25 protein-coding genes are annotated in these 22,481 nt (G+C 62.9%); 12 read left to right on the top strand and 13 right to left on the bottom strand.

The genetic code is table 11. The annotated features are described in order from the left end of the window. The first annotated feature begins 133 nt into the window (after window positions 1-133). Genes BKA07_RS18845 through crcB form a run of 3 tightly spaced genes read left to right on the top strand, consistent with a single transcriptional unit; the run spans window position 134 to window position 1,505 of the window. Window positions 134-667 (top strand): universal stress protein, encoded by a 534-nt coding sequence (locus BKA07_RS18845; protein ID WP_245162016.1) that lies wholly within the window; start codon window positions 134-136, stop codon window positions 665-667. After that, window positions 664-1,131, top strand: a complete 468-nt coding sequence (locus tag BKA07_RS18850) for a fluoride efflux transporter FluC (protein WP_342449129.1) — start codon at window positions 664-666, stop codon at window positions 1,129-1,131. Before BKA07_RS18845 ends, BKA07_RS18850 begins: the two co-directional genes overlap by 4 nt. Further along, window positions 1,128-1,505: a fluoride efflux transporter CrcB gene (gene crcB, locus BKA07_RS18855; RefSeq protein ID WP_167952672.1), complete on the top strand. Its 378-nt coding sequence runs from the start codon at window positions 1,128-1,130 to the stop codon at window positions 1,503-1,505. Before BKA07_RS18850 ends, crcB begins: the two co-directional genes overlap by 4 nt. Window positions 1,506-1,566: 61 nt before the next feature. Here the strand turns inward: crcB and BKA07_RS18860 are convergent, their stop codons facing one another. After that, window positions 1,567-2,643, bottom strand: a complete 1,077-nt coding sequence (locus BKA07_RS18860; protein WP_167952673.1) for an NADH:flavin oxidoreductase/NADH oxidase — start codon at window positions 2,641-2,643, stop codon at window positions 1,567-1,569. Between the two features lie 155 nt (window positions 2,644-2,798). Between BKA07_RS18860 and BKA07_RS18865 the strand changes: the two genes are divergently transcribed. Continuing rightward, window positions 2,799-3,134 carry an ArsR/SmtB family transcription factor gene (locus tag BKA07_RS18865; RefSeq protein ID WP_167952674.1) on the top strand — a complete coding sequence of 112 codons (336 nt, stop codon included), beginning with the start codon at window positions 2,799-2,801 and terminating at the stop codon, window positions 3,132-3,134. A 61-nt stretch (window positions 3,135-3,195) separates the two neighbouring features. Here BKA07_RS18865 and BKA07_RS18870 read toward each other — a convergent pair whose 3' ends face one another. The 7 genes from BKA07_RS18870 to BKA07_RS18900 form a co-directional block, all read right to left on the bottom strand. Next, window positions 3,196-3,960 (bottom strand): SDR family NAD(P)-dependent oxidoreductase, encoded by a 765-nt coding sequence (locus tag BKA07_RS18870; RefSeq protein WP_167952675.1) that lies wholly within the window; start codon window positions 3,958-3,960, stop codon window positions 3,196-3,198. Then, on the bottom strand, window positions 3,957-4,898 hold the full coding sequence (locus BKA07_RS18875; protein WP_167952677.1) for a 3-hydroxyacyl-CoA dehydrogenase: 942 nt from the start codon (window positions 4,896-4,898) through the stop codon (window positions 3,957-3,959). Before BKA07_RS18875 ends, BKA07_RS18870 begins: the two co-directional genes overlap by 4 nt. Beyond that, window positions 4,895-6,139 carry an iron-containing alcohol dehydrogenase gene (locus BKA07_RS18880; RefSeq protein WP_167952679.1) on the bottom strand — a complete coding sequence of 415 codons (1,245 nt, stop codon included), beginning with the start codon at window positions 6,137-6,139 and terminating at the stop codon, window positions 4,895-4,897. The genes BKA07_RS18875 and BKA07_RS18880 overlap by 4 nt, the downstream gene beginning before the upstream one ends. Next, the gene (locus BKA07_RS18885) at window positions 6,139-7,809 is read right to left on the bottom strand and encodes a flavin-containing monooxygenase (RefSeq protein ID WP_167952681.1); all 1,671 of its coding nucleotides are present in this window, start codon (window positions 7,807-7,809) and stop codon (window positions 6,139-6,141) included. The genes BKA07_RS18880 and BKA07_RS18885 overlap by 1 nt, the downstream gene beginning before the upstream one ends. Window positions 7,810-7,868: 59 nt before the next feature. Continuing rightward, window positions 7,869-8,765, bottom strand: coding sequence for an alpha/beta hydrolase (locus tag BKA07_RS18890; RefSeq protein ID WP_209044032.1), 897 nt, complete (start codon window positions 8,763-8,765; stop codon window positions 7,869-7,871). Between the two features lie 268 nt (window positions 8,766-9,033). Then, window positions 9,034-10,713, bottom strand: a complete 1,680-nt coding sequence (locus BKA07_RS18895) for a helix-turn-helix domain-containing protein (protein WP_167952683.1) — start codon at window positions 10,711-10,713, stop codon at window positions 9,034-9,036. Window positions 10,714-10,865: 152 nt separating this feature from the next. After that, window positions 10,866-11,615: an SDR family NAD(P)-dependent oxidoreductase gene (locus BKA07_RS18900; RefSeq protein WP_167952685.1), complete on the bottom strand. Its 750-nt coding sequence runs from the start codon at window positions 11,613-11,615 to the stop codon at window positions 10,866-10,868. Between the two features lie 215 nt (window positions 11,616-11,830). Here BKA07_RS18900 and BKA07_RS18905 point away from each other — a divergent pair, with 215 nt between their 5' ends. Next, complete coding sequence (locus BKA07_RS18905) at window positions 11,831-12,601, top strand: SDR family NAD(P)-dependent oxidoreductase (RefSeq protein ID WP_167952687.1); 771 nt, start codon at window positions 11,831-11,833, stop codon at window positions 12,599-12,601. Window positions 12,602-12,611: 10 nt separating this feature from the next. Here the strand turns inward: BKA07_RS18905 and BKA07_RS18910 are convergent, their stop codons facing one another. The 3 genes from BKA07_RS18910 to BKA07_RS18920 all read right to left on the bottom strand — a co-directional run bounded on the left by BKA07_RS18910 (window position 12,612) and on the right by BKA07_RS18920 (window position 15,160). Continuing rightward, window positions 12,612-13,073: a DUF3151 domain-containing protein gene (locus BKA07_RS18910; RefSeq protein WP_167952689.1), complete on the bottom strand. Its 462-nt coding sequence runs from the start codon at window positions 13,071-13,073 to the stop codon at window positions 12,612-12,614. Window positions 13,074-13,157: 84 nt separating this feature from the next. Next, window positions 13,158-14,084, bottom strand: a complete 927-nt coding sequence (locus tag BKA07_RS18915) for a hypothetical protein (RefSeq protein WP_167952691.1) — start codon at window positions 14,082-14,084, stop codon at window positions 13,158-13,160. Next, window positions 14,081-15,160, bottom strand: a complete 1,080-nt coding sequence (locus tag BKA07_RS18920) for a glycosyltransferase (protein ID WP_167952692.1) — start codon at window positions 15,158-15,160, stop codon at window positions 14,081-14,083. Before BKA07_RS18920 ends, BKA07_RS18915 begins: the two co-directional genes overlap by 4 nt. Window positions 15,161-15,259: 99 nt before the next feature. On the opposite strand from BKA07_RS18920, the gene BKA07_RS18925 reads away from it, so the two are divergent. The 6 genes from BKA07_RS18925 to BKA07_RS18950 all read left to right on the top strand — a co-directional run bounded on the left by BKA07_RS18925 (window position 15,260) and on the right by BKA07_RS18950 (window position 20,265). Continuing rightward, on the top strand, window positions 15,260-15,481 hold the full coding sequence (locus BKA07_RS18925; RefSeq protein WP_167952694.1) for a hypothetical protein: 222 nt from the start codon (window positions 15,260-15,262) through the stop codon (window positions 15,479-15,481). 186 nt (window positions 15,482-15,667) lie between these two features. Continuing rightward, window positions 15,668-15,862: a hypothetical protein gene (locus BKA07_RS18930; protein ID WP_167952695.1), complete on the top strand. Its 195-nt coding sequence runs from the start codon at window positions 15,668-15,670 to the stop codon at window positions 15,860-15,862. A 222-nt stretch (window positions 15,863-16,084) separates the two neighbouring features. Continuing rightward, window positions 16,085-17,683 (top strand): sodium:solute symporter family protein, encoded by a 1,599-nt coding sequence (locus tag BKA07_RS18935; protein ID WP_167952697.1) that lies wholly within the window; start codon window positions 16,085-16,087, stop codon window positions 17,681-17,683. Continuing rightward, entirely contained in the window at window positions 17,676-18,593 is a 918-nt protein-coding gene (locus BKA07_RS18940) for a dihydrodipicolinate synthase family protein (protein WP_167952699.1), read from the top strand. Before BKA07_RS18935 ends, BKA07_RS18940 begins: the two co-directional genes overlap by 8 nt. Continuing rightward, entirely contained in the window at window positions 18,590-19,576 is a 987-nt protein-coding gene (locus tag BKA07_RS18945; RefSeq protein ID WP_167952700.1) for an ROK family protein, read from the top strand. The genes BKA07_RS18940 and BKA07_RS18945 overlap by 4 nt, the downstream gene beginning before the upstream one ends. Further along, window positions 19,576-20,265 carry an N-acetylmannosamine-6-phosphate 2-epimerase gene (locus tag BKA07_RS18950; protein ID WP_167953410.1) on the top strand — a complete coding sequence of 230 codons (690 nt, stop codon included), beginning with the start codon at window positions 19,576-19,578 and terminating at the stop codon, window positions 20,263-20,265. The genes BKA07_RS18945 and BKA07_RS18950 overlap by 1 nt, the downstream gene beginning before the upstream one ends. 88 nt (window positions 20,266-20,353) lie before the next feature. On the opposite strand, the gene nagB is transcribed toward BKA07_RS18950, so the two are convergent. Next, the gene (gene nagB / locus BKA07_RS18955; RefSeq protein ID WP_167952701.1) at window positions 20,354-21,136 is read right to left on the bottom strand and encodes a glucosamine-6-phosphate deaminase; all 783 of its coding nucleotides are present in this window, start codon (window positions 21,134-21,136) and stop codon (window positions 20,354-20,356) included. Window positions 21,137-21,195: 59 nt separating this feature from the next. Next, a complete protein-coding gene (locus BKA07_RS18960; RefSeq protein WP_245162017.1) occupies window positions 21,196-21,936 on the bottom strand; it encodes a FadR/GntR family transcriptional regulator in 741 nt (246 codons plus the stop codon). A 263-nt stretch (window positions 21,937-22,199) separates the two neighbouring features. Between BKA07_RS18960 and BKA07_RS18965 the strand changes: the two genes are divergently transcribed. After that, the coding region (locus tag BKA07_RS18965) for an SPFH domain-containing protein (RefSeq protein ID WP_245162018.1) at window positions 22,200-22,481 on the top strand (282 nt) is incomplete at its 3' end.

The raw sequence follows: 22,481 nt of genomic DNA on the forward strand, positions 1-22,481 counted from the left end.
ATGCCCTCTGTGGCAGAATGACCGCAGACGCCTCAGGTGTCACGGCGGTGGGGCTCGCCGTTCCCAACCTCGGTTCTCCGACAACAGTCCCTACCTCGACCGGCGTCAGCATGCCCAGAAGGTAGGAGTGACCATGACCAGTGCCCCCGACACAATGCCCGCGCGCCCGGAGTCGCCAGCGCACGCCTCCATCATCGTCGGCGTCGTCCCCGATCAGCCCGCGGAGGTGCTGTCCACCGCTGCCGTCTACGCGAAGAGATTCGGTGCCGAGCTCCTCTGCGCCCACGTCGATGAATCCCGGTACACCGTCAGTGCCGGTTCCGACGGGACGGCCGTGTCGATGCCCATCGATCCCGACACCACCGCCGAGGCGAGCGCCGAGTTCGATCCCGAACTGCGGACCCGTATCGCCTCCGCGCTGGAGAGCTCCGACGTCGAATGGTCGGTCCGTGCATTGGCTGGTGCGCCCGCACGGGAGCTGACCGACCTCGCCGAGGCGCTTGATGCACAGATGATCGTCGTCGGAGTCCGTCGGGCGGGGATCAGAGGCTCCCTCCACGAGTTCTTCAACGGTTCGGTCGCCATCCAACTGGCCCGCCAACAGCATCGACCGTTGGTCGTCGTTCCCCTGCGAGCAGAGTCGCCGGAGATCGGGGACGGGAAGTGAGCCGCCCCGTTCACCTGCGCCTGCCCTATCTGGGATTGGCCCTCCTCGGCGGCACCTTCGGCACTGCCGTGCGCGAAGGTCTGACACTCACGTTCACGTCGACAGGCGACATCCCCTACGCGATCTTCGCCGTCAACGTCCTCGGTGCGTTCCTGCTCGGCCTGCTTCTCGACTCACTGGCACGCATGGGCCCCGACGAGGGTCGCAGGCGCAGGATGCGGATCATGGTCGGGACCGGGTTCATGGGCGGGTTCACTACCTACAGTGCACTGGCTGCGGATACGGCGGGCCTCCTCGGGGGAGGGCGTGTCGGTGTCGGGATCGCCTATGGCCTGGGTACAGTTCTCGTCGGCGGTCTCGCCACGTGGGCGGGCATCGCCACGGCGACTGTACTGCATGGCAGATCCCGCGCGGTGGCGAGGCGACGAACGTTGGATGCACCCCGGAGTGGTGATTCGCGATGACTCCACTGGTCTTCATAGCCCTGGCACTGGCCGGGGGCATCGGGGCCTCGGCAAGAATGCTGCTCGACGGGCTCATCAAATCGCGTGTAAGCGGCGCCGTGCCGTGGGGGACGATCACCATCAACGTCAGCGGCTCACTCGTGCTCGGCCTGCTCACCGGGTTGGCGAGCGCTCAGCTCCTGCCCGAGGCGTGGCAGCTGATCGTCGGCACGGGGTTTCTCGGCGGCTATACGACGTTCTCGACCGCGAGCTTCGAGACCATCCGCCTCATCCAGGAGCGGAGATGGGCCGCCGGCCTCGTCAGCGCCCTGGGCACGCTCGTCCTCGCGACCGCGGCAGCCGGGCTGGGGCTGTGGGCCGGCGGGCTGACGTGACAGGTGCGGGCAGAGCTGCCCCTCCACCCGCACCGGCACCTATTACCGGTTCCCGACCGACCTACTTGTAGGCGCGGTGGTACTGCGCCGGCTTGTAGTCGATCTGATGCCGCAGAGCATCCGCTGCCCGGATCGGGAAGTTCGGATCGCGCAGCGACTCACGACCCAAGAGAACGACATCCGCCTGTTCGGTCGCGAGGATGTGCTCGGCCTGGAAGGGCTCAGTCAAGAGTCCGACGGCGGCGGTCGGGATTCTCGCCTGCTTGCGGATTCCTTCGGCGAAGGTCGTCTGGTAACCGGGGCCAACGGGGATTGTGGCCATGACGTTGCCGCCGGTGGAGACATCGACGAGGTCGACACTGTGGTCCTTCAGCCACGCGGACAACTGTGCCGTGTCATCGAGACTCAGTCCGCCCTCGGTCCAATCCGTGGCGGACAGGCGCACGAGCACGGGAACGTCCTCACCCACCTCGGCGCGGGTGGCATCGACGACCTCGAGGAGGAAACGGGCACGGTTCTCCGGGGATCCGCCGTAGGAGTCGGTGCGAGTGTTGGACAGCGGGGAGAGGAATTCGTGGAGCAGGTAGCCGTGGGCTCCGTGGATCTCGACGAAGTCGAAGCCGGCTTCCATCGACCTGCGGGCCGAGGCGGCGAACGCCGATACGATCTCGCCGATCTCTGCTTCGCTCAGTTCGCGCGGGGCTTCCAAACCGGGGAAGGCCTCCGCCGAGGGGGCCGATGTCTGCCAGCCGCCCTCGCTCTCGGGCAGGCTGCCCTCGAAGTCAGTACCCCACTCGGGGTAGGTCGAGGCCTTGCGGCCGGCGTGGGCGAGCTGGATTCCCGCGGCCGCGCCCTGGGAGTGCATGAAGTCGACGACCGGGATCAGCGCGTCGCGCTGTTCATCGTTCCACAGGCCCAGGTCCTTCTCGGAGATCCGTGCTTCTGGGGTGACGCCGGTGGCTTCGACGATGACTGCACCGGCACCGCCGCGGGCCAGGGACCCGTAGTGGACGAGGTGCCACGGCGCGGCCATGCCGTCGAGGCTCTCGACGGAGTACTGGCACATCGGCGGGACCCAGGATCGGTTGCGGAAGGTCAGGCCACGCAGGGTGAGCGGTTCGAACAGCAGATGGGACATGCGACCCCTTGATCGTCAGTGGGTTCGAGCCACGGGAGTGGGACTCGAGATGAAGTACGAGATTCTTCGTAGTTCGATGTTTACCGTACTACCAGCAAGGCCGTACAATCAAAGGACGGCGAATCAGTGTGACGAATGCGACGAGGAGGTGGCCCTTGCGGACCCTTGAGCATCCCGCGCGGGATGAGATGCGGCTCGACACCGTGCTCGCGGCACTGGCCGATCCCATCCGCAGGCACATCGCCTGCCGCCTGAACGCGAATCATCACGACCATGCCTGCGTGACATTCGAGTTGCCGGTGTCGAAGTCGACCGCGACCTATCACTTCAGGACCCTGCGTGAGGCCGGCGTGATCCGCCAGGAGTACCAGGGCACCTCGATCATGAACTCGCTGCGCAAGGACGACCTCGACGCCCGCTTCCCGGGGCTGCTCGACGCCGTGTTCACGGCCCAGGACATCGAGGGCGGGGCTGCGGTCGTCTCGGTCTGAGCTGGAGAACAGTGGTTTACGAGCCTGAGACGCGAAACAGCGGCACAAGCGCGACTCTCGGCTACCGAGCGCTGTAACCTCCGTCTACGTGCAGCACCGTCCCAGTCGTTCCGCTGGACTGGCTCGAGAGTAGGAAGACTGCTGCGTTGGCGATCTCTGCCGGATCGTTGAGTCGTCCCGCAGGAGTTCGGGACGTCCATTCGCTGTAGGTTTCAGGAGACTCGGCCTGGAGATTGTCCAGAATCGGTGTAGCTGTGTATCCGGGCGCGATGGCGTTCACTCGGACACCGGACCTCGCCCATTCCACCCCAAGCAGCTTGGCCATATGAGCCACAGCTGCTTTGGTCGTCCCATAGGCGACGTGGGCCTCAGGGGACACCACTTTGAACCCAGCAATCGACGAGGTGACTACGATAGCCCCTGCGCCTTTGTCGATCATCCGTCTCCCGAAATCACGACAGCACCAGAAGACACCGTTGAGGTTGATGTCAACGGTCTTCAGCCACAGGTCATCCGAGTAGTCGACTGCAGCGCTGCTGGGGGCGATACCGGCGTTGGCCATGAGTCCGTAGACCGGCCACCCGTCATTTTCCAGTTGCTGGGCGCAGGACGCTACGGCCTCAGGTTTGGTGACGTCCAATGGTTCGAAGCGAAGTGTGCCCCCGGTCGCTGCTGCAACTTCTTTCACCGCATCGTGACCGGCCTCTTCGTCGCTGTCGGTGATGACGACACGTCCACCGGCTTGTGCCAATGCTGTGGCGGTTGCCTTTCCGATCCCGCCGGCGCCTCCGGTGATGAGAAAGACGTCTCCGTGGAAATGATTCATCTGTCTTCCTTTCTCAGGTTCGGTTGACGCGAGTTGAGCAGTTTCATGAGCTCGAGATCGCGGTCGGCGACCGCATCGTCCCACGAGCTGAGCGGGACTTCGCGTCGCCGTGCCGCCTCCACCTCATCGATCATGGCCTCGGTCCACGCCTCGCTGGGTCCGCGACCGGAGGCCATGCGCTGATATGCGTCTCCCATGCGTTTCGCGTGTGCACGGATCCCTCCGCGGACGTTGAGATCGCTGGTGGCAAATGGGCCGAGTACTGCCCATCTCAACCCCAGCCCGTCTCTGACCAAGGTGTCGAGTCCATCCGGATCAACTGTTCCTTCACTGACCAAGGCATAGGCTTCGCGCAGAACCGCGCCTTGAAGTCTGTTGAAGACAAACCCCTCGATCTCTTGTCGGATGCGCACCGGAGTCAGATCGGCTTTCGCGTAGATCGATTCCGCCCTCGACAGCACTTCCTCTGAGGTCGCCGGATTGCCGACGATTTCGATGATGCGCAGCAGGTACGGAGGATTGCCCGGATGGGCGATGAGCGCTCTTTCAGCTGACGTCTCAGGCACAAACCGGCTCGTGGGAATCGACGAGGACGAACTTGCCAGGATCGTGTGTGGTGAGGTCGCGGCGGTCAGGTCAGCGAAGATCTGCCTCTTCTGGACAACGTCTTCTGGCCCTGATTCCTGCACGAGAAGGGCCTCATTCACCGCCTCGGCGACTGTCGGCACGTAGTCGATGAGTCGACTGATCCGTTCGTGATCTGATCGCAGCAGTCCATACTGAGCCAGCTGAGATGCCCGGTTGCTGATAGTCTCCTGTGATCGAGCAGCGGCGCTCAGGTCAGGGTCATAGACCCGTACGCGGTATCCGGCATCGGCGAAGAGCAGCGCAAACGCACTGCCTATCGACCCGGCGCCGATGATACCGATGCGGCTCAACTGTCCCACCAGTTCAGATCTCCGCGGACTCCGCCCAGCAGGATCTCCTCCATGATGGGAACCGGAAGCGGACGTGGGTTGTTGGCGATCAGTCGAGTGGATGCCGCCGCTGCTTCGGCAACTGCGGGAACGTCGCGTTCGGTCATGCCCAGCTGGTTCAGATCATTCGGAGCTCCGATGGTGACGACCAGGGTCTCCACCTTCTCGACTGCGGCACGAGCGTCCGTCTCCTCGTTTCCGGTTGCCTGGACTCCCAGTAGCTTCCCCAATCGAGCAAATTCGGGGATCCGGGCAGGAAGGTTGTAGCGCATCACGTACGGCAGGAGCGCGCCGACTCCATATCCGTGCGAAGTACCCGTCAGCGCACCGATCGGTGACTGTAGGGCATGGCACCCGGCAGTTCCTGCAGTGTTGATCGCCAGTCCGGCACAATAGGCCGCCAGCATCACATCGGTTCGTGCTTCCAAACTGCCAAGGTTCTCCGCCAGAGCCGGGATACCTCGCCCAATGAGCTCCAGCCCCTTTTCTGCCCACACGTCGGTCAGGACGTTCTTGCCGACGTAGAGGTGGTCTTTCATGTCCTGAGACGACGGATTCTTCGCTGTTGCGGTATACGCCTCAATCAGATGCGACAGGGCGTCCACAGCAGTAGCCGCGGTCAGCGCACTGGGTGCCGTCAGGGTGAGTTCAGGGTCGATCACTGTCGCCACGGCTTCCATGAACGCACTGGCGGCTCCGACCTTCACCCCTTTGTCTTCATCGTTGACCACTGCGATGCAGGTGGATTCGGCACCGGTGCCTCCAGTCGTCGGCACGGTGATGACTGGCAGACCGGGCCCGGCAACACGGTTTTCCCCGAAGATTTCACGAACGTCTGCAGGAGAATTGATCAAAATGCCCATCACCTTGGCGAAGTCCATGCAGCTGCCCCCGCCCAGGCCGATCAAGACGTCGATATCTTCACCGGCGAGTGCGTCCACTGCAGTTTGGATGTCCGTTCGGGGAAGGTCGGGACGAACATCACCGTAGGCAATGACTCTCATCCCTGCACTTTCCAACCCTGCTTGCAGGTCGAGGCAGGCTTGCTCTGAGAGCATTCGCCTGTCGGTGCAGATCAAAGCGGTGGTTCCCAAACGTCTGGCCAGAGTCGGAAGCTCACGCCTCTGTCCTGGACCGAAGATCACGGTCGCCGGTTGCCGCAGCAGTCCCAATCCCAATGAGTTCTCGTTGCGTGCTTCCATCAGATGACCACCGATTCGTCCATTGAAGTCGCCAGGCGTTCAGCATCTGGCTGATGCCCGGAGAGAAAGCTAGCATAGTTGTCTTTCTCGGCTTGCCGGCACCATTCTTGGTACACCTGTCCCCCTCCCAAGTAGACCTGATATTCAAGAGACTTTCCGGGGATGTTGCCGCCGATGAACCAGGCTCCCGCTTTGGGTCCTTCGACCGACATCACCGTTGCTTCTGCGCCACGGACGGTTTCGTCGTTCCAGGTCTCCTCGGCCGTCCTGCTGGATTCGAATACCTCAATGCCCTGTTCGGTGAGGAACTTCAGGAACCGCTGCATCCACTGCGCTCCGAGTTGAATCGGCACGACAAGGTTCGAATACGGTGTCTGTGGGCCAAGCGACATGAGGAAATTGGGGTACCCGTGAACTGAGAGCCCAAGGTTCGTCCGCAGCCCCTGCTCGGACCATTTGTCTCTGAGGACGACCCCGTCCCGGCCGATGATGTCAATGTTGGTGAGAGTTCCTGTCATCGCGTCGAACCCTGTCGCGAAAACAATGGCGTCCAGTGGGTACTCGGTGTCTCCCAGTACTATTCCGGCCTCGGTGATGCGGGTGATTGCGGTGGACTTTGCATCCAGCAAATGAACATTCTGTCTGTTGAATGTCTCGTAATAGCCGTGGCCAGTGGGCACGCGTTTGCCGTTGAAAGAATAGCTCTTCGGACACAGCAGCTCAGCGGTGTCCGAGTCGTCTACGATTTCACGGATCTTGGATCGGATGAACTCCGAGGCCAAATCGCTGGCCTCGGCGTCACTGGCCAGGTCGGTGAAGCATTCATTGGCGAAGTGAAAACCGCCTTCTTTCCACTTGCTCTCGAAGATCTGGCGTCGTTCCTCGGCCGAAACCTCGGTGGCGGAGGCATTTGGGTACTCCATGTCCACTCCGAACGGGTGGAGCGCCGATCGGTCGAAGATCTCATCATAGTGATCTCTCACGTATTGCATCCACTCCTGATCGACCTTGTCGTTGTTGCTTTCGACGACATAGTTGGGAGTGCGCTGGAAGACGAAGAGTTCTTCTGCCTGCTTGGCCAACTCTGGAATGATCTGGATGCCCGAAGCGCCGACTCCGATCACGCCGACGCGTTTTCCGGTGAAGTCGACTCCGTCGTTCGGCCATGCGGCCGTGTGATATTTGGCTCCGGCGAATGCTTCGATGCCGTCGATGGTGGGGAAGACCGCCTGGCTCAGTGCCCCCATCGCGCTGATGAGATAACGTGCTCGCTTGGTCGTCCCATCAGCGAAGGTGACTTCCCACAGGGCGTCTTCAGCGTGCCATCGAGCTGTCTCTACCCTGGAGTTGAGTTGAATGTCGCGACGAAGGTCGAGCCGGTCTGCAATGAAGTTCAAATAGTCTGAGACTTCTGCACCGTCTGGGTAGCGCTGGCTCCACGTCCATTCGTCTCGGACTTCCTTGCTGAAGGAGAACGAGTAGTAGTGGAACTCGCTGTCTGTGCGGACTCCTGGGTAGCGGTTGATCCACCAGGTGCCGCCCACGCCGTCCGTCGCTTCCACCACCCGGGTGTCGAGTCCGATTTCGCGAAGGTGATGCAGAATCGCCAGGCCGGAGAAGCCTGCACCGATGACGATCGCGTCATGGTCCATTTGAGTAGTTTTGATCATCGTCTGTTCCTAAAAATGCCGTCATGGAAAATGAGGGTCAGGAAGAGCTTGACGCCGAGTCAGCGGCACCAGTCCGCGATTTCCGCAATCGCCTGATCTGCGGCTGCGAGGTTTCCGGCCTGCATCGGAAACACGTGTTGCTGCCCGTGCACGATCGAGAGAGTGACCTCGGCTCCATGTGCTTCAGCCTGAGCTGCCAGGCGGGTGCTGTCTGCATAAAGTGACTCGGTGTCACTCGCACAGATGTAGAGCCTGGGGAATCCGGTGAAATCCGCGTAGAGAGGATTGACGAGCGGGTCGCGCGGGTCTGCTCCTCCGCAAAGATACCGGTCAATGTTGCCCTGCAGCCCCTCTCGGGTGATGAGGAAGTCAGTGTCAGCATTCGTTTCGATGGTTTCTCCGGTATTCTCCATGTCCAGCCACGGGGACATCGTCACCACCTGTTCGGGCAGCTCTCGGCCACCTTCGCGCAGTTTCAGCACACTGCTGATTGCGATGCTTGCACCAGCACTGTCACCTACGGGAATGATGTTCTTGGTTGCGACGCCTTGTTCGTTCAAAGCATCAATCACCGATACTGCGTCGTCGATCTGAGCAGGGAACGGGTGCTCTGGCGCGAGGCGGAAGTCGGCCACGAAACAAGTGACGCCGGTCTTCTTTGCGAGGTGGCCAGCCAACTTGCGGTGACTATTGGACGACCCCAAGGCGAACCCTCCACCGTGCAGCTCCAACAGCACTCTCGACCGGTCAGCATCATCGGGAAGAACCCAGATTCCAGGCACCCCGCCTTCCGTGCTCTCGCGGTATCGAACATTGGACGGTTCCGAAGTGACACGTTGCCAATCCTCGAAAACCCAGCGCATCAACCCCAGCGACATCTCAGGATGGGCTGCAAATTCCTGATCCCATTGCGAATAGATGACGCTCAGCGGATCTGATGGTTGCGCGGTAGGCATGTAGACCTCCTTGTCAGAATTTAATGACGACCTCATAAGAGGCACAGAAGTAAGTCTTCACGCACATTTGGTTATTGTGAACGTCGTTCTCAGCTTGAAACAGTCAAGTCTCAAGTTGAGACAGGTGGATTCGACGCGGATCGACCCTCCACGATCGACATGCGCAGGACCGCCCCGGGAGTGGAACGGCAAATTTCGCGTCCAAGCCGCAGAGTCAGCATTGAACGTCTCATGCATCGCCTGACCGGCGTTGTCTCATGCAGCACCTTTATTGCACCAGTTTGTACTGTTTGATCTTGCGATAGATCGTTGCGCGTGAGACCCCGAGGATTGCAGCAGCCTGCGAACGATTTCCCTGCGCCTGCTGCAGCGCCTGGAGAAGCGCATGCCGTTCTGCCCGTTCGATCATCGTTGCTCCGATGGGTGCCGAACGAATGGCTGCGGGGAGAGCGTCGACGTCGATGTCTGCCCCCGGTGTGTTGCGACTAGCGGTCGCAGCAACGTGATGGAGTTCGCGCAGATTTCCGGGCCAGTGGTACTCGGTGACCGCGTTCTGTGCCGGTGCGCTCAGCCTCGACGCACGACCGCTCTTTCCGGCGAGTGATTCCCACAATTGGAGTATTCGATCAGGCTGTTCGCGAAGAGCGGGAAGCACAACCGTCGGAGCTACTGTGGCGTGAAGCGATTGGCCTGATTCGGCGCCGTAGTCGGTAGTCGTCGTCAGGGCCATGTATGGGTTGTCCGCTGAGGTGAAAAGAGCTCGCAGCTCGATACGCTCACGCTCTGTGAGGCACTCGGCTCCTCGTACGACCAGACTATGCCCGGAGTCCAAATCCTCGGCGATTCGTCTCAGCATCGACTGCCAACCGTCGACCTTGGCGCGGACGGCGTCAACCTCTTTGAGGGGGTGGCTCGAGGCCACCTGGCGCATCGCCATTGCTGCCAGTGTCGCTTTCCCGGTTCCGGACTCTCCGACGATCATCACAGCATGGTGGCTCTGCAACGTCAGGGATATACTTTCCAATTGCTCTTGCCATAGCGAGTCGCGCACGACCGGCATATCCCCGGTCTCCCCCTGCAGCGCACGGGTGGAGGTGGCGTCACCAAGAAGACGCAAAGAGTGACGTCCATCTCCGTCGCGTGTAAACTCCACATCCACCCCCTCCACTGACACACCTCCGAAAACAGAGGACATCTGGGGGTCGGCACCATCGTTACTGCGGTCTTCAGCTGTCTCAGCGGCCGTGACACGTTCGCGGACGGGAGACTTCAGAGGGCCAGCAGTCGTGTTCAGCGTGCTGGGAAGGTCGGCTTGCAAACCGTCCGGCAGGAGTTCGTCATCGTCGGCAGTTCGAAGTATCCGCAGCTGCATCTGTGCCACTAGACCTCGCAGCAACGGCAGCAGCAGATTCGAATGTGCTCCGTCATCGCCGGAGAGCACGATAGCACCGAGCACTTGCCCAGACTCCGGGTGAAAGACCGGTTCTCCCATACACAACGCATTGGTGTAGAAGTCAGCGTAGTGTTCGGGGCCGCTGACCTGAACCCCCTTCCCGGAGACGATGGCTGTGCCTAGCCCGTTGGTGCCGACCGCCTGTTCGGACAGATCGGCACCACGTTCGGTGTTGACTGTTCTCAGATGGGCCTGAGCAAACCGATCACTCGACCAGGTCTCCACCACTCGGCCGGCGGCATCGGACAAGAGGATTCCCTGGCCTGACCCGACAAGCTCACCGGCAAATGTGTGAATCTGATCTCGACAGAGCTCGAAGAGAGAGTTGTCGATCTCCTCGTCATCGGCATGAGGAACTCGAACGACTGCATCGGGTGCACCGAAAAGCAGATGAGACCGCTCCCAGGAATGGAGCAGAAACGGCGCGCGTTCGCCGCGACTGTTCATCACGGCGAGGACTGCTTCTTTCGCTTCTCGAAGTTCGTCGGCGTCCATCGGCTCCACTCTCATTGCTGCTCACCTTCGTCGGTGTGCAAATGTGTACCTTGGATTTTTCCAAAGGCGTGCAACTCTGTCGACCCCGCCCCGCTGCCTCTGCCTCTTCGGACGCGCACTCCGGACAGAAGTCAGCACTCTCGATTCATCGACTATTGAGCGAGGTACCCACCGTCGATCACCAGTTCGGATCCGGTCATGAAGGATGACTCGTCACCTGCCAGAAAAATTGCCCCTGCAGCTATCTCGTCTGGAGTGCCAGACCGCCCCATCGGCGTCTGCCCCACCACATACTCGTTCACTGCCGCATCTTGAGCTTCCGTGAGGGGCGTGTCGATGAACCCTGGGATCAGCGAATTCACCCTGATGGAATCGTCGGCATATGTGATCGCGGCATTCTTGGTCATCATGCGCAAAGCACCTTTGGTCGCATGATAAGCATGCGCACCCCCTACCGCTGCCACTCCCCAAATGGACACCACATTGATGATCGCGCCTCCTCCCCTGGTCCGCATGTGAGGAATCGCTTTGCGCATTCCCAACCATGGCCCGGTCTGATTGGCGGCAACGATCTGGGCCCATGCCTCTGTGGTCAACTCTTCGAGCGGATCGTACGCAATCTGTCCTGCATTGTTGACGAGGATGTCGACGCCGCCGAACGTTGAGATCGCGCTGTCGAAGATGTGCGTCCAATCTGCTTCTTCGCAGACGTTACCGGGCAGGTGCAGATAGGCATCGCGGGTGAAGCGTTCACCCGAGTCGTTTGCGTGCTGCTCGTTGTCGAACGATCGCCCCACCGAGACAACCTTGGCACCCTCTGCCAGAAATCGCGTGGCAATTGCCAGACCGATGCCGCGAGTAGCACCTGTCACTACGGCCACTTTGTCTTCCAAACGTCCCATCGAACCTCCTTGTTCAAGATTGTTGTCCACGCGGCTGTGCTCCAGTCAGAACAGTGGAAGCGGCCGCCGATGTCTTCACTCCAGACTTTCGCACAGCTGCACGACACCGCGGCGTCTCAATTTGAGAGTCTCAATTTGAGATCGTCGGCACGGCTGCAATTCGCGCAGACTGAATGCAGAAGCGAAACAGATTTCACTTGAGATAGGGAGCGACGATGAATCGAATGGACAGCAAAGTGACAGTCATCACCGGCGGCGCGGCTGGGATGGGTCGTATCCAATCTGAACTTTATGCGCGTGAGGGTGCCAGAGTCGCCGTCATCGACATTGACGAAAACAGTGGAGCGGAGACAATCGCGGCCATCGAGGCTGACGGTGGCACAGCAGCCTTCTGGAACGTGGATATTTCCGACGAGTCTCAGGTGCGCGGCTCAGTCGACGAAATTGTCCAGCAGTTCGGAAGAGTCGATGTCTTGATCAACAATGCCGGTGTGACCGGAGTGGATAAACCTACTCACGAAGTTTCGGAGCAGGAGCTTGATGCCGTATTGGGCGTTGACGTCAAGGGACTGTTCTTCATGACCAAGCACGTCGTCCCTCATCTCAAAGACGCAGGTGGAGGCGCGATCGTGAACTTCGCGTCAATCTACGGTTTAGTGGGATCGCAGGAACTGACGCCCTACCACGCCGCCAAGGGAGCGGTCGTCGCTATGACCAAACAGGACGCAGTCACCTACGGACAGGACAACATTCGGGTGAATGCCGTAGCTCCCGGAACGATCCTGACCCCGCTGGTGAAAGAGCTCGGGTCCCGCGGACCGGGCGGGCTCGATGCCTACAAGGAGCTGATGGGCGCCAAACATCCCATCGGCAGGTTGGGCCAGCCTGAAGACGTCGCCCACGCGACACTGTTCCTCGCCTCCGACGAATCGGCCTTCATCACCGGCACAGTGCTGCCCGTAGATGGCGGTTACACAGCCCAGTAAGACCTGGCCCCTACTCCCCCGCAGCCATGGCATCAATGGCTGCCGGGTCGGACGAGCGCAGGAACTCTTCGATCCGAGCCGCCTCCTCACCTTCGCCGATCGCACCGGCGGCACGCCCGAGGGCATTGAGCGCGCGGAGGAACCCGCGGTTGATCTCGTGCTTCCACGGGATCGGCCCGGAGCCGCGCCAGCCGGCGGCGCGCAGGGCATCGAGTCCGCGGTGGTAGCCGACTCGAGCGTAGGCATAGGAGTCGACGAGGCGGCCTTCGCTGTGGGCTTCATCGGCCAGGATCGCCCAGGCCAGGGACGAGGCCGGCAGACCGGCGACGATGTCGATGGGCTCTTCGCCTGCGTCGAGGCGCTTCTTGGCTTCGACATCGGCGTGGTCGTCGGGCAGGTAGGTCGGCTGTGGGCCGAGCTGCGAGGCGTCGAGGTTGCCGATGTGCGATGGGTTGCCGATGGGCTGTGTCATGTCATCTCCTGATCGTGGGTTGTGCTGGTCGGGCCGACGGTGCGTCACCGTCGCCGAGGTGCTCTGCCCGCCATCCTGTCAGACTCAGTCGGTCTTCACATCCGAGGGCTGGATCGTGTACGGGTTGGTGCTCAGGGCTCCGAAGACCCCCTCCTCTGCGAGTTCCTTGAGCTGCGCCTCGTCCTTGACTCCGGTCGCCCAGACCTTGAGATCCGTGCCGGTCCACTTCGCCGCAGATTCCGCGTCCACGGCGATCATCGAGTACCCCATGGCGGCCAGCGACTCCTCGTCGGATGCGGTCGGGTCGCCGGTGTACATCGCGGCCACTCCGAATTTGGACGCCGCTTCGGCGACTTCGGCATTCGCGGTCCTCACGATCGTCGAATCGGCGATGTCCGCCTCGGCGATCTTATCCAGCACTGGGCCCGCCACCTCTGGGGATTCGATCAGGGGCATGAGGACGGTGGCACCGGCCATCTGGTCGACCATCTGATCCCAGGTGATGGGCTCGCCGGGCGCAGTGTCCTTGCGCGGGGGTTTGATGGTCTCGTCGAGGAACGAGTCACGATCCAGCGACGACAGATCGTCCTCGAGCCCCATGTCCTCGGGCGCAGTCTTCGGGTCAGCCGCGATGATCGTGCCGTCGCCCAGCTTCGCCAGGGTCGGGGCCGGCAGGTAACCGAACTTCGTGTTCTCGGTGAAGGCACGTTCGGAGTTCGCCGGATAGACCTCGGATCCGCCGTCGAGGGCGGCGACCGTGGGCTGCTCGAGAGAGTCGATGGTCAGGTGGTTCTCCTCGCCGAAGAAGCTGAGGCCGAGCACGACGGCGAGGCCGATGACGACGACGAGACCGGCCCACAGTGGCGCGTTGAACTTCTTCGGCTCCGGGCGCTCGGGCACAGGAGCGCGTTCGACGTCGTGCGGCTGATCGGTCGGCTGACCGCTGGCGGCCTGAGCCCGGTTGACCTGGTCGCGCTCATTGCGACCGTACCGGCGCTTCTTCTTGCTCAACGGCTGCCGTCCTTCGTCGATCCGGCGCCGGTGACCAGGCCGCGCAGGAAGCCGGCACCCCAGCACAGGTGCATGGTGGGCAGGATGAGCCCGAACCAGGCGCGTTCGCGTCGTCCGCAGTCCTCGGCCGCCGAGGCGGTCGCCAGGATCCCCGAGATGTAGCCCAAGCTGGGCACGTGGACCAGAGAGGTGAAGCGGCGCAGGAACTTCGGCCACGCCTTCGTCCGCCCCGTGATCTGCAGGAGGGCTTCGATGACGCTGGCGCCCATGCCGAGGACCAGCAGAGGGGGCGCGAAGTAGCGCAGCGAGTTGGCCGATCCGTAGCGGCGGATGAGTTCTGCGCGCCAGATGCCGGTGGCCCAGAACTGCTGGCCGATCTTCGACCAGGAATCGCGTGGCCAGTAGGTGACTTCCATGTCCGGGTTGAACCAGATGCGGCCGCCGGAGGTGCGGATGCGCAGGTTGAGCTCCCAGTCCTGGCCGCGTTTGATGCCTTCATCGAAGCCGCCGAGGTGATCGAAGACCTCACGTCGATAGACGCCGAGGTAGGCCGACTCGGCCTCGCCCGCTTCGTCACCGGAATGATAGGCGGGACCGCCGAGGCCGACCGGTGACGTATAGGCCCGAGCGACGGCCTTCTGGAAGGAGGTTGTGCCGCGGGCGAGCATGAGCCCACCGCAGTTGGCGGCCCCGGTCTCACGCAGGGTGTCGATGGCCTGACGTGTGTACTCGGGGTTGAGCCCGGAGTGTGCGTCGACGCGGATGATGACCGGGTGTCGGGTCACGGCGATCGCGAGGTTGAGTCCGATCGGGGTCGCCGCATCGGGATTGTCGACGGTCTGGATGCGGGAGTCCTGTGCCGCCATGTCCGCGATGATGGCGTTCGTGTCGTCGGTCGAAGGGCCGAGCGCGAGGACGACTTCCTTGTCCCCGTCGTAGTCCTGGGCCAGGATCGTGGTGATCGCTTTGGCGATGTGCTCGGCCTCGTTGAGGACCGGCATGATGAAGGAGACTCCGGGCTTATCAGCCAAAGGCGGCAGACCCTCCGGGGTCAGGATCTCAGGATTTTTCGACACGCCTTCAATCTTCCCACATGCCTGCCATCTCGGCCTGGAGGGAGTGTTCAGGAGCCAGCGAGCCGGTCAAGGCCCCTGAGCGACCTCCCCCATGGCGCAGTGGCAGATATCGACGATGCCCATGCCTCGCAACCAGAAGGCACAGACAAGCTGATGGTCGCCGTCCAGCTGTCAGGCGACGGATACGACAAGGGCTCATTCGCCGGTGTCGTCGTCGACCCGGACATCGGCAAGACATCCGATCAGGTCCAGGTGAAGGCAAACCAGTCGTCGGACGCCGAGGCTCAGGTGACCACCTGGGTGAATGGCGAGTCGCAGTGATCATCATCAGCACCTGCGCGTCCGCGTGTGCGGTGACCGTCGGAGCCGGATGCGTGGCATGCGTAGCCGGTTTCACCGCGATCGGAGGAGCTAGTGTCGGAAGATGCCTGAGCACGTGACTCATCATGGAACTATGATGGCCATAGCAACAACTCCACTTGAGACCACAAACCAACTGGAGGGACAATGAGAATTCCGCTGAAAGCCAGATGGATCATCGCCCTGTTGTTTCTTGCGATCGCGTCGCAAGCGCTTGCATTCGCTCCGGGACTGCATGATCTCACAGCAGTATTCTGGGGACTGTCTTTCGCCTTCATGGTCGGCGCGCTCGTCGTCGCGGTCATACGCTTCCGCGAAGAGCGGACGAAATCGACCGAATAGCGACGATCGCGCTCTGAGCGATCAGAGGGGCCCGGCGCGCTGTGCATGCAACGCGCCGGGCCCCTCGACGTGGTGCACCCAAGGGCGCGGTGACGCCCCGAAGGCTTGTGCGCCGCCCCACACCCGGCGTACATTGGCAACATAGGACATCAGACGTCTTATGTATCAGTCGGGACTTGGCATCGACGCGGATCCCGTTCGGTCTTCATGTGAGGAGGGAGCATGGACGCTCCGGGACTCGGCGGCCTGAATTGGGCCGTGATCATCATCTATCTGCTCGCGACACTGGGAATCGGAGTGTGGTTCACCCGCAAGGCGAGCACCGGAACCGAATCCTTCTTCAAGGCCAATGGCCGCATCCCCGCCTGGGCGGCAGGCTTCAGCATCTACGCGACGACACTGTCCGCCATCACCTATATGTCCACGCCCGAGCAGGCCTTCCTCACTGACTGGTCCTATGCGGCCGGCAACATCGCCATCTTCGCGATCGTCCCGCTGCTCGTGATCTTCTACATCCCCTTCTTCCGCAAGCTCGACGTCACCACCGCCTATGAATACCTCGAGGAGCGCTTCGGACCCACCATCCGCGTGCTCGGATCGGCCCTGTTCGTGCTCTTCCACATCGGCCGTGTCGCCATCGTGATCTACCTGCCCACACTGGCGATCAGCTCGGTCACCGACATCAGCCCCGTCCTGGTCGCCGCCGCGGTCGGCGTCCTCTCCGTCGTCTACACCTTCCTCGGCGGCATCGAAGGCGTCATCTGGTCGGATGTGGTCCAGGGCATCATCCTCCTCGTCGGTGCCGCCGTGATCCTCGCCTTCGGCATCGCCGCCCTCGACGGAGGCCTGGTCACCGTGGCCGCGGACGCCGCGGCCGACGACAAGTTCATCTCGGCCGACAACTGGAAGTTCGGCGGAGCGGCCGCGGCCATTCCGATCGTCTTCCTCGGCTCGGTATTCAACAACCTCCACCAGTACACCGCCAGCCAGGACGTGGTGCAGCGCTATCAGACGACCGATTCGCCGAAGTCCACCGTGCGGTCGCTGATCGTCAACGGAATACTCGCCCTGGTGACCATTCCTCTGTTCTACGGAATCGGCACGGTCCTCTACAGCTACTACCAGCACGCCGAGGCTCTCCCCGAGGGGTTCAACACCTCGGCGCTGGTGCCCTACTTCGCCGTCACCGCTCTTCCGGCCGGCATCTCCGGACTGCTGATCGCTGCGATCTTCGCCGCCGCGCAGTCGACGATCTCCTCGAGCCTGAACTCGATCTCGGCTTGCGTGACCGTCGACATCCGCGACCGCTTCTTCCCCCACAAAGACGGCCAGGCACACACCGGAGTCGGCTTCTCCCGACTGGTCATCGTGATCGTCGGTGCCATTTCGGTTGCGGTCGCCCTGTACCTGTCCGTCACGGACCAAGCACAGACCTGGGACCTGTTCCTGTCCATCACCGGGCTGTTCGGAGTTCCGCTCGCAGGCGTCTTCGCACTCGGCATCTTCACCAGACGCGCCAACAGCGCAGGAGTCCTCGGCGGCCTCCTGCTCGGCGCCGCACTCGCCTGGTACGTCCAGGACGTGGCAGGGTTGACACCGTTCGCCGTATCGACTGTGGCATTCATCGGCGCCGTCATCTTCGGCTACGTGATCTCCCTGTTCACCGGTTCCCGGAACCTGGGCGACCACGACGTGACCGCCCTGACGATCTACGGCAGACGAGCGACGTACACCCGTCGCACCTCATCCTCTCCCTCCTTGGCAGCAACCGCCTCGGCAGGGGACAGCAACAACACCGAGCAAGGACAGATCAATGAGTGAATTCCACGGCATCATCCCACCGCTGCAGACACCGCGCACCGCGGACGGTCAGGTCGACTGCGCAGGCATCTCCGCTCTCGTCGACCACCTCGTCGACGGTGGAGTCCACGGCATCTTCGCACTCGGCTCTTCCGGTGAGGTCCCCTACCTCACCGACGACGAACGTGATCTCGTGCTGCGCACGGCCCTCGAGGCCGCCGGTGGTCGAGTCCCGGTTCTCGTGGGAATCAGCGAACAGAGCACGAACCGCGTCCTCGCTGAGGCCGATCGGCTGCTGTCGATCGGTGGGGACGCTGCCGTGGTGACCACTCCCTTCTATGCGCTCTCCGATGCCGCCGAGGTGGAGCGACATCTGCGCACGATCGCCGGAGGAATCGACCTCCCCCTCTTCGCCTACGACATTCCCGTGCGCACCCATATGAAGATGCCGCTCGAGCTCACTGTGCGCCTCGCCCAGGAGGGTGTGCTGGCCGGGGTCAAGGACTCCTCGGCCGATGACGTGGCCTTCCGCCGGCTGCTGCTCGAGATTCGCGACCTTCCCGAGTTCGCCGTCTTCACCGGCCACGAGGTGGTTGCCGACGGTGCTCTCCTCGGCGGCGCCGACGGGATCGTCCCGGGTCTGGGCAATGTCGATCCCGCGGGCTATGTGCGCCTCTACGAGGCCGCGAAATCCGGGGACTGGACGGCCGCGAGAGCCGAACAGGATCGTCTGGCGCGACTCTTCCAGATCACCGGGGCGGCCGATCCTCAGCGTGTCTCGGCCGGGGCGACCGGCCTCGGCGGGTTCAAGACCGCCCTGCAGCTCATGGGCGTCATCGGCTCGAACCGCATGGCCGAGCCGATGCTCGCCCTCGACGCGGCAGAGACCAGCCGGGTCAGGAAGACGATCTCCGCAGAGGGACTTCTGTGACCCGAGCCGCCGTCGTTGCCGTCGATGTCGGGGGCACGAAGATCCGTACCGGTTCGGTCATCGACGACAGCGTGGGCCACCTCCGTGAGGTGCCCACCCCCGCCGCTGCGGGTCGAGAGGCCATACTCGACTCCATCGCCGAGGTGGCTCATGCGGTGATGACAGACGCCGCTGAGGCCCCCGGTGGGCCCGATCTCCGTTGGAGGGTGGGCCTCGGTTCGGCCGGAGTCATCGACCCCGAGACGGGAACGGTGGTCTCGGCGACCGACTCGCTCACCGGCTGGACAGGGACACGCCTGACCGCAGGACTTCGCGACCGGCTCGGCCTTGAGACACGGGCTGTCAACGACGTCCATGCCCATGCTCTCGGGGAGGCGCTCGCGGGAGCGGCCCGAGGGACCCGCAGCTGCCTGCTGGTGGCTGCGGGCACGGGAATCGGCGGCGGTCTCATCACCGCAGGACGCCTGCTGACGGGGCGTCATGCGGCGGCGGGACACATCGGCCACATGCCGGTCGCATCTGCCCAGGCACTGCCCTGCCCCTGCGGCGGAGTCGGGCACGTCGAGGCGATCGCCTCAGGTCCCGCCATCCTCGCGGCGCATCGCCTCGCCGGCGGCGGGAACGTAACCTCGACACGCGAGCTGGCTCAGGTCGCAGCCGCCGGCGATGCGATCGCTGCGCGTGCCTTCGACCGGGCCGGACGTGCACTGGGCTCGGCGCTGGGCGGATTGGCCAATGTGCTGTCCCCGGAGGCCATCGTCATCAGCGGTGGCCTCGCCGGCGCCGGCGAGCCCTGGTGGCGCCCGATGCGTGAGGCATTCGAGGCCGAACTCATCCCCGCCGTGCGCGGGCTCGAACTGGCACCGGCGGAATTGGGACAGGATGCCGCGCTGATCGGGGCGGCGAGTCTGTGGTCGGCCGACCACGGGTACTCAGGCAGCATCGACGGGACCTCAGACAACACCAGCGAAGAGACTGATTGATGTTCACCAAGCAGGAGATCTGCGACGCGATCCGAGGCCGACTCATCGTCTCGGCCCAGGCGTATCCGGGAGAGCCCATGCGGGATCCACGGACCACGGCCCAGGTGGCGGCGTCCGTCGTGCGCGGCGGCGCTGCCGCTCTGCGCGTGCAGGGGCTCGCCGACATCGAGGCGACACGCTCGGCGGTCGAGACTCCGGTCATCGGCCTGTGGAAGGACGGCACCTCCGGCGTCGTCATCACTCCCACGTATCAGCACGCCCACGCCGTGGCCCTGGCCGGTGCCCATGTCGTTGCCCTCGACGGCACTCGCCGTCCACGCCCTGATGGTCTGAGCCTGGCCCAGACCGTCGCCCGTCTGCATGAGGAAACGAATGCGCTGGTCATGGCCGACTGCGGCAGCCTCGACGATGCTCTCGACGCTGCAGAGTCCGGCGCGGACTTCATCAGCACCACCCTGGCCGGTTACTCGGGCGAACGCCCGAAGACGCCCGGGCCCGACATCGAGCTCCTGCGCGAGATCCGGCAGGCGGTCCTGTCGCCGATGCTCGTCGCCGAGGGCCGGATCCACACTCCGTCGGATGTGTCAGCGGTGCTGTCCGCCGGCGCCGAGGCGGTGGTGGTGGGAACGGCGATCACCCACCCGGCCACGATCACGTCCTGGTTCGTCGACGCCTGCGAGACTCCCTGACGCCTGCGAGACGCCCTGGCTCCTGCGACAGGCTGGGGGCTTTTCGGCTCAGAGCATCCGCCGGTTCCGGTTCAGAGTCTGTTCCGATTCAGAGTCTGTTCCGGTCCAGCTTGCTCGCGTAGGTCTGGCGATAGTAGTCGCCCAGCTGCAGGCGTGAGGCGGCTGCGTCGTCGACGAGGACAGTGGCATGCGGATGCATCTGCAGCACGGTCGCCGGCCACATCGATGAGATCGGGCCCTCCACCATCTGGTGCACGGCCTCTGCCTTGTGTCCGCCGGTGGCGATGAGCATGAGGTGACGGGCCTCCATGATCGTGCCCAGTCCCTGGGTCAGGCAGTGTTGGGGCACCTGGTCGACGTTGTCGTCGAAGAACCGGGCGTTGTCCATGCGTGTCTGATGTGCCAGTGTCTTGACGCGGGTCCGTGAGGCCAGGGACGACCCCGGCTCGTTGAACGCGATGTGACCGTCCGTCCCGATTCCGAGGATCTGCAGATCGATGCCTCCCGCCTCGGCGATGGCCCGGTCATATTCCGCGGACGCGGCGGTGAGGTCCCCGGCCATCCCGTTCGGTCCCTGGACCGCACCGTCTTCGAAGTCGACGCGTGAGACGAATTCCGCGTCGATGACATTGCGGTAGCACTGCGGATGCGAGGCGGGCAGTCCGACGTACTCGTCGAGCATGAACCCACGAACCCCGGCGAATGACAAGCCGTTGTCCTCATGACGTCGGGTCAGTTCATCGTAGACGGACAGCGGACTCGAGCCGGTGGCCAAGCCCAGCACGGGTGCGGATTCGCGGTGCAGAAGGCGTTCGATGGCATCGGCCACCAGTGTTGCCAGCTCGTGGTCGTCGGCAATGATGACTTCCATCGGTTCTCTCTCTGTGCGCTGTGTGTGCTGCTGTCGGTGGTGGCCGGTACCGGCCTATATCAGGTGACGCCGCGGTCGAGGGCACGCGCGATCGGCTCGTAGTGGACTGTGATCGCAGCGTGGAAGGCCTCCACGTCTCCGTCCTGGGCTGCCTCGAGCATCTGCCCGTGCGCCCGGGCCGTCTGCTCCAGGTCGGCTGCCACTGCGACGTTGAGCCTCGGCAGCACGGCCGTGTGCACATCCCAGAAAGCCGCCACGAGCTGGCCGACGAGCGAATTGCCCAGTGACGCCAGGAGTCCCGTGTGGAAGGCCCTGTCCTGGTGGGGAAACGACTTCCCGGCCTGCGCCATGGCGACCATCTCGTCGACCAGGGCCGAGAGTTCGGGGTTCGTGGTGCCCTGCAGGCTCCCCACGATCGCCTCGGACATTCCGTAGTCGAGCGCCTGCCGCACCTCGACGACATCCCGCAGCGCGCGCAGATCATCGCCGGGACTGAGCACACCGCGGAAGACCAGCGCTTCGACGAGTGCATCCAAGGACATCTCGCCCACATAGGTTCCGTGCCCATGGCGGACGTCGACGATGTCGAGGGTCGAGAGTTTGCGAACGGCTTCCCTGACGTTCGAACGGGAGACGCCGAGGCGGTCGCACAATTCCCCCTCGGTGGGCAGGAGGTCTCCGGGTCGGAGTCCGTCCGCGAGGATGAGATCTTTGATCCGGTCGGAGGTCGTCGTCTTCCGGTGACCGGTGGTGTTGTCGGTGGCAGGTTCGCGCTGACTCGTCGTCGATGTCTCAGACATAGTCACCTTCCACAGATAGTTCCGCACGCAGATTCCAGTATACGTCTGACATCAGATGTGCAGCCACCGGCACGGCCCTCGTAGCATCCGGAGTGTCTCGGGCGAATCCACACTTGTCGCACGGTTTCCCACAACGGCGGTGGGCCCTAGGCTCGAATCAGGAACAGCCAAGGTCTCCCTCGCATGTGTGCATCAATCACCAGTAGAGTGGGACAGCAACAGATGTTGTAAGAAATAGCGGACCCACACAGCTCGGAGGAGCCATGGAAATCCTCACCGGAAGCGTCATCGTTGTCATAATCGTCGTCCTCATCCTCGCCGTACTGCTGTTCGGCAAGCTGAGGACCAGCCTGTTCTTCACCGTCAAGACACAGGAGAACGTCGTCGTCGAACGATTCGGCAAATTCAAGAAGGTCGCGAAGCCGGGCCTGAACTTCAAGATGCCGCTCGTCGAGACCACCAGCAAACCGATCTCGCTGCGCGTCCAGCAGCTCGAGGTCAACATCGAGTCGAAGACGAAGGACAACGTCTTCGTCACCGTGCCG

It is taken from the genome of Brevibacterium marinum (assembly GCF_011927955.1).
GTDB classification, from domain to species: Bacteria; Actinomycetota; Actinomycetes; order Actinomycetales; family Brevibacteriaceae; genus Brevibacterium; species Brevibacterium marinum.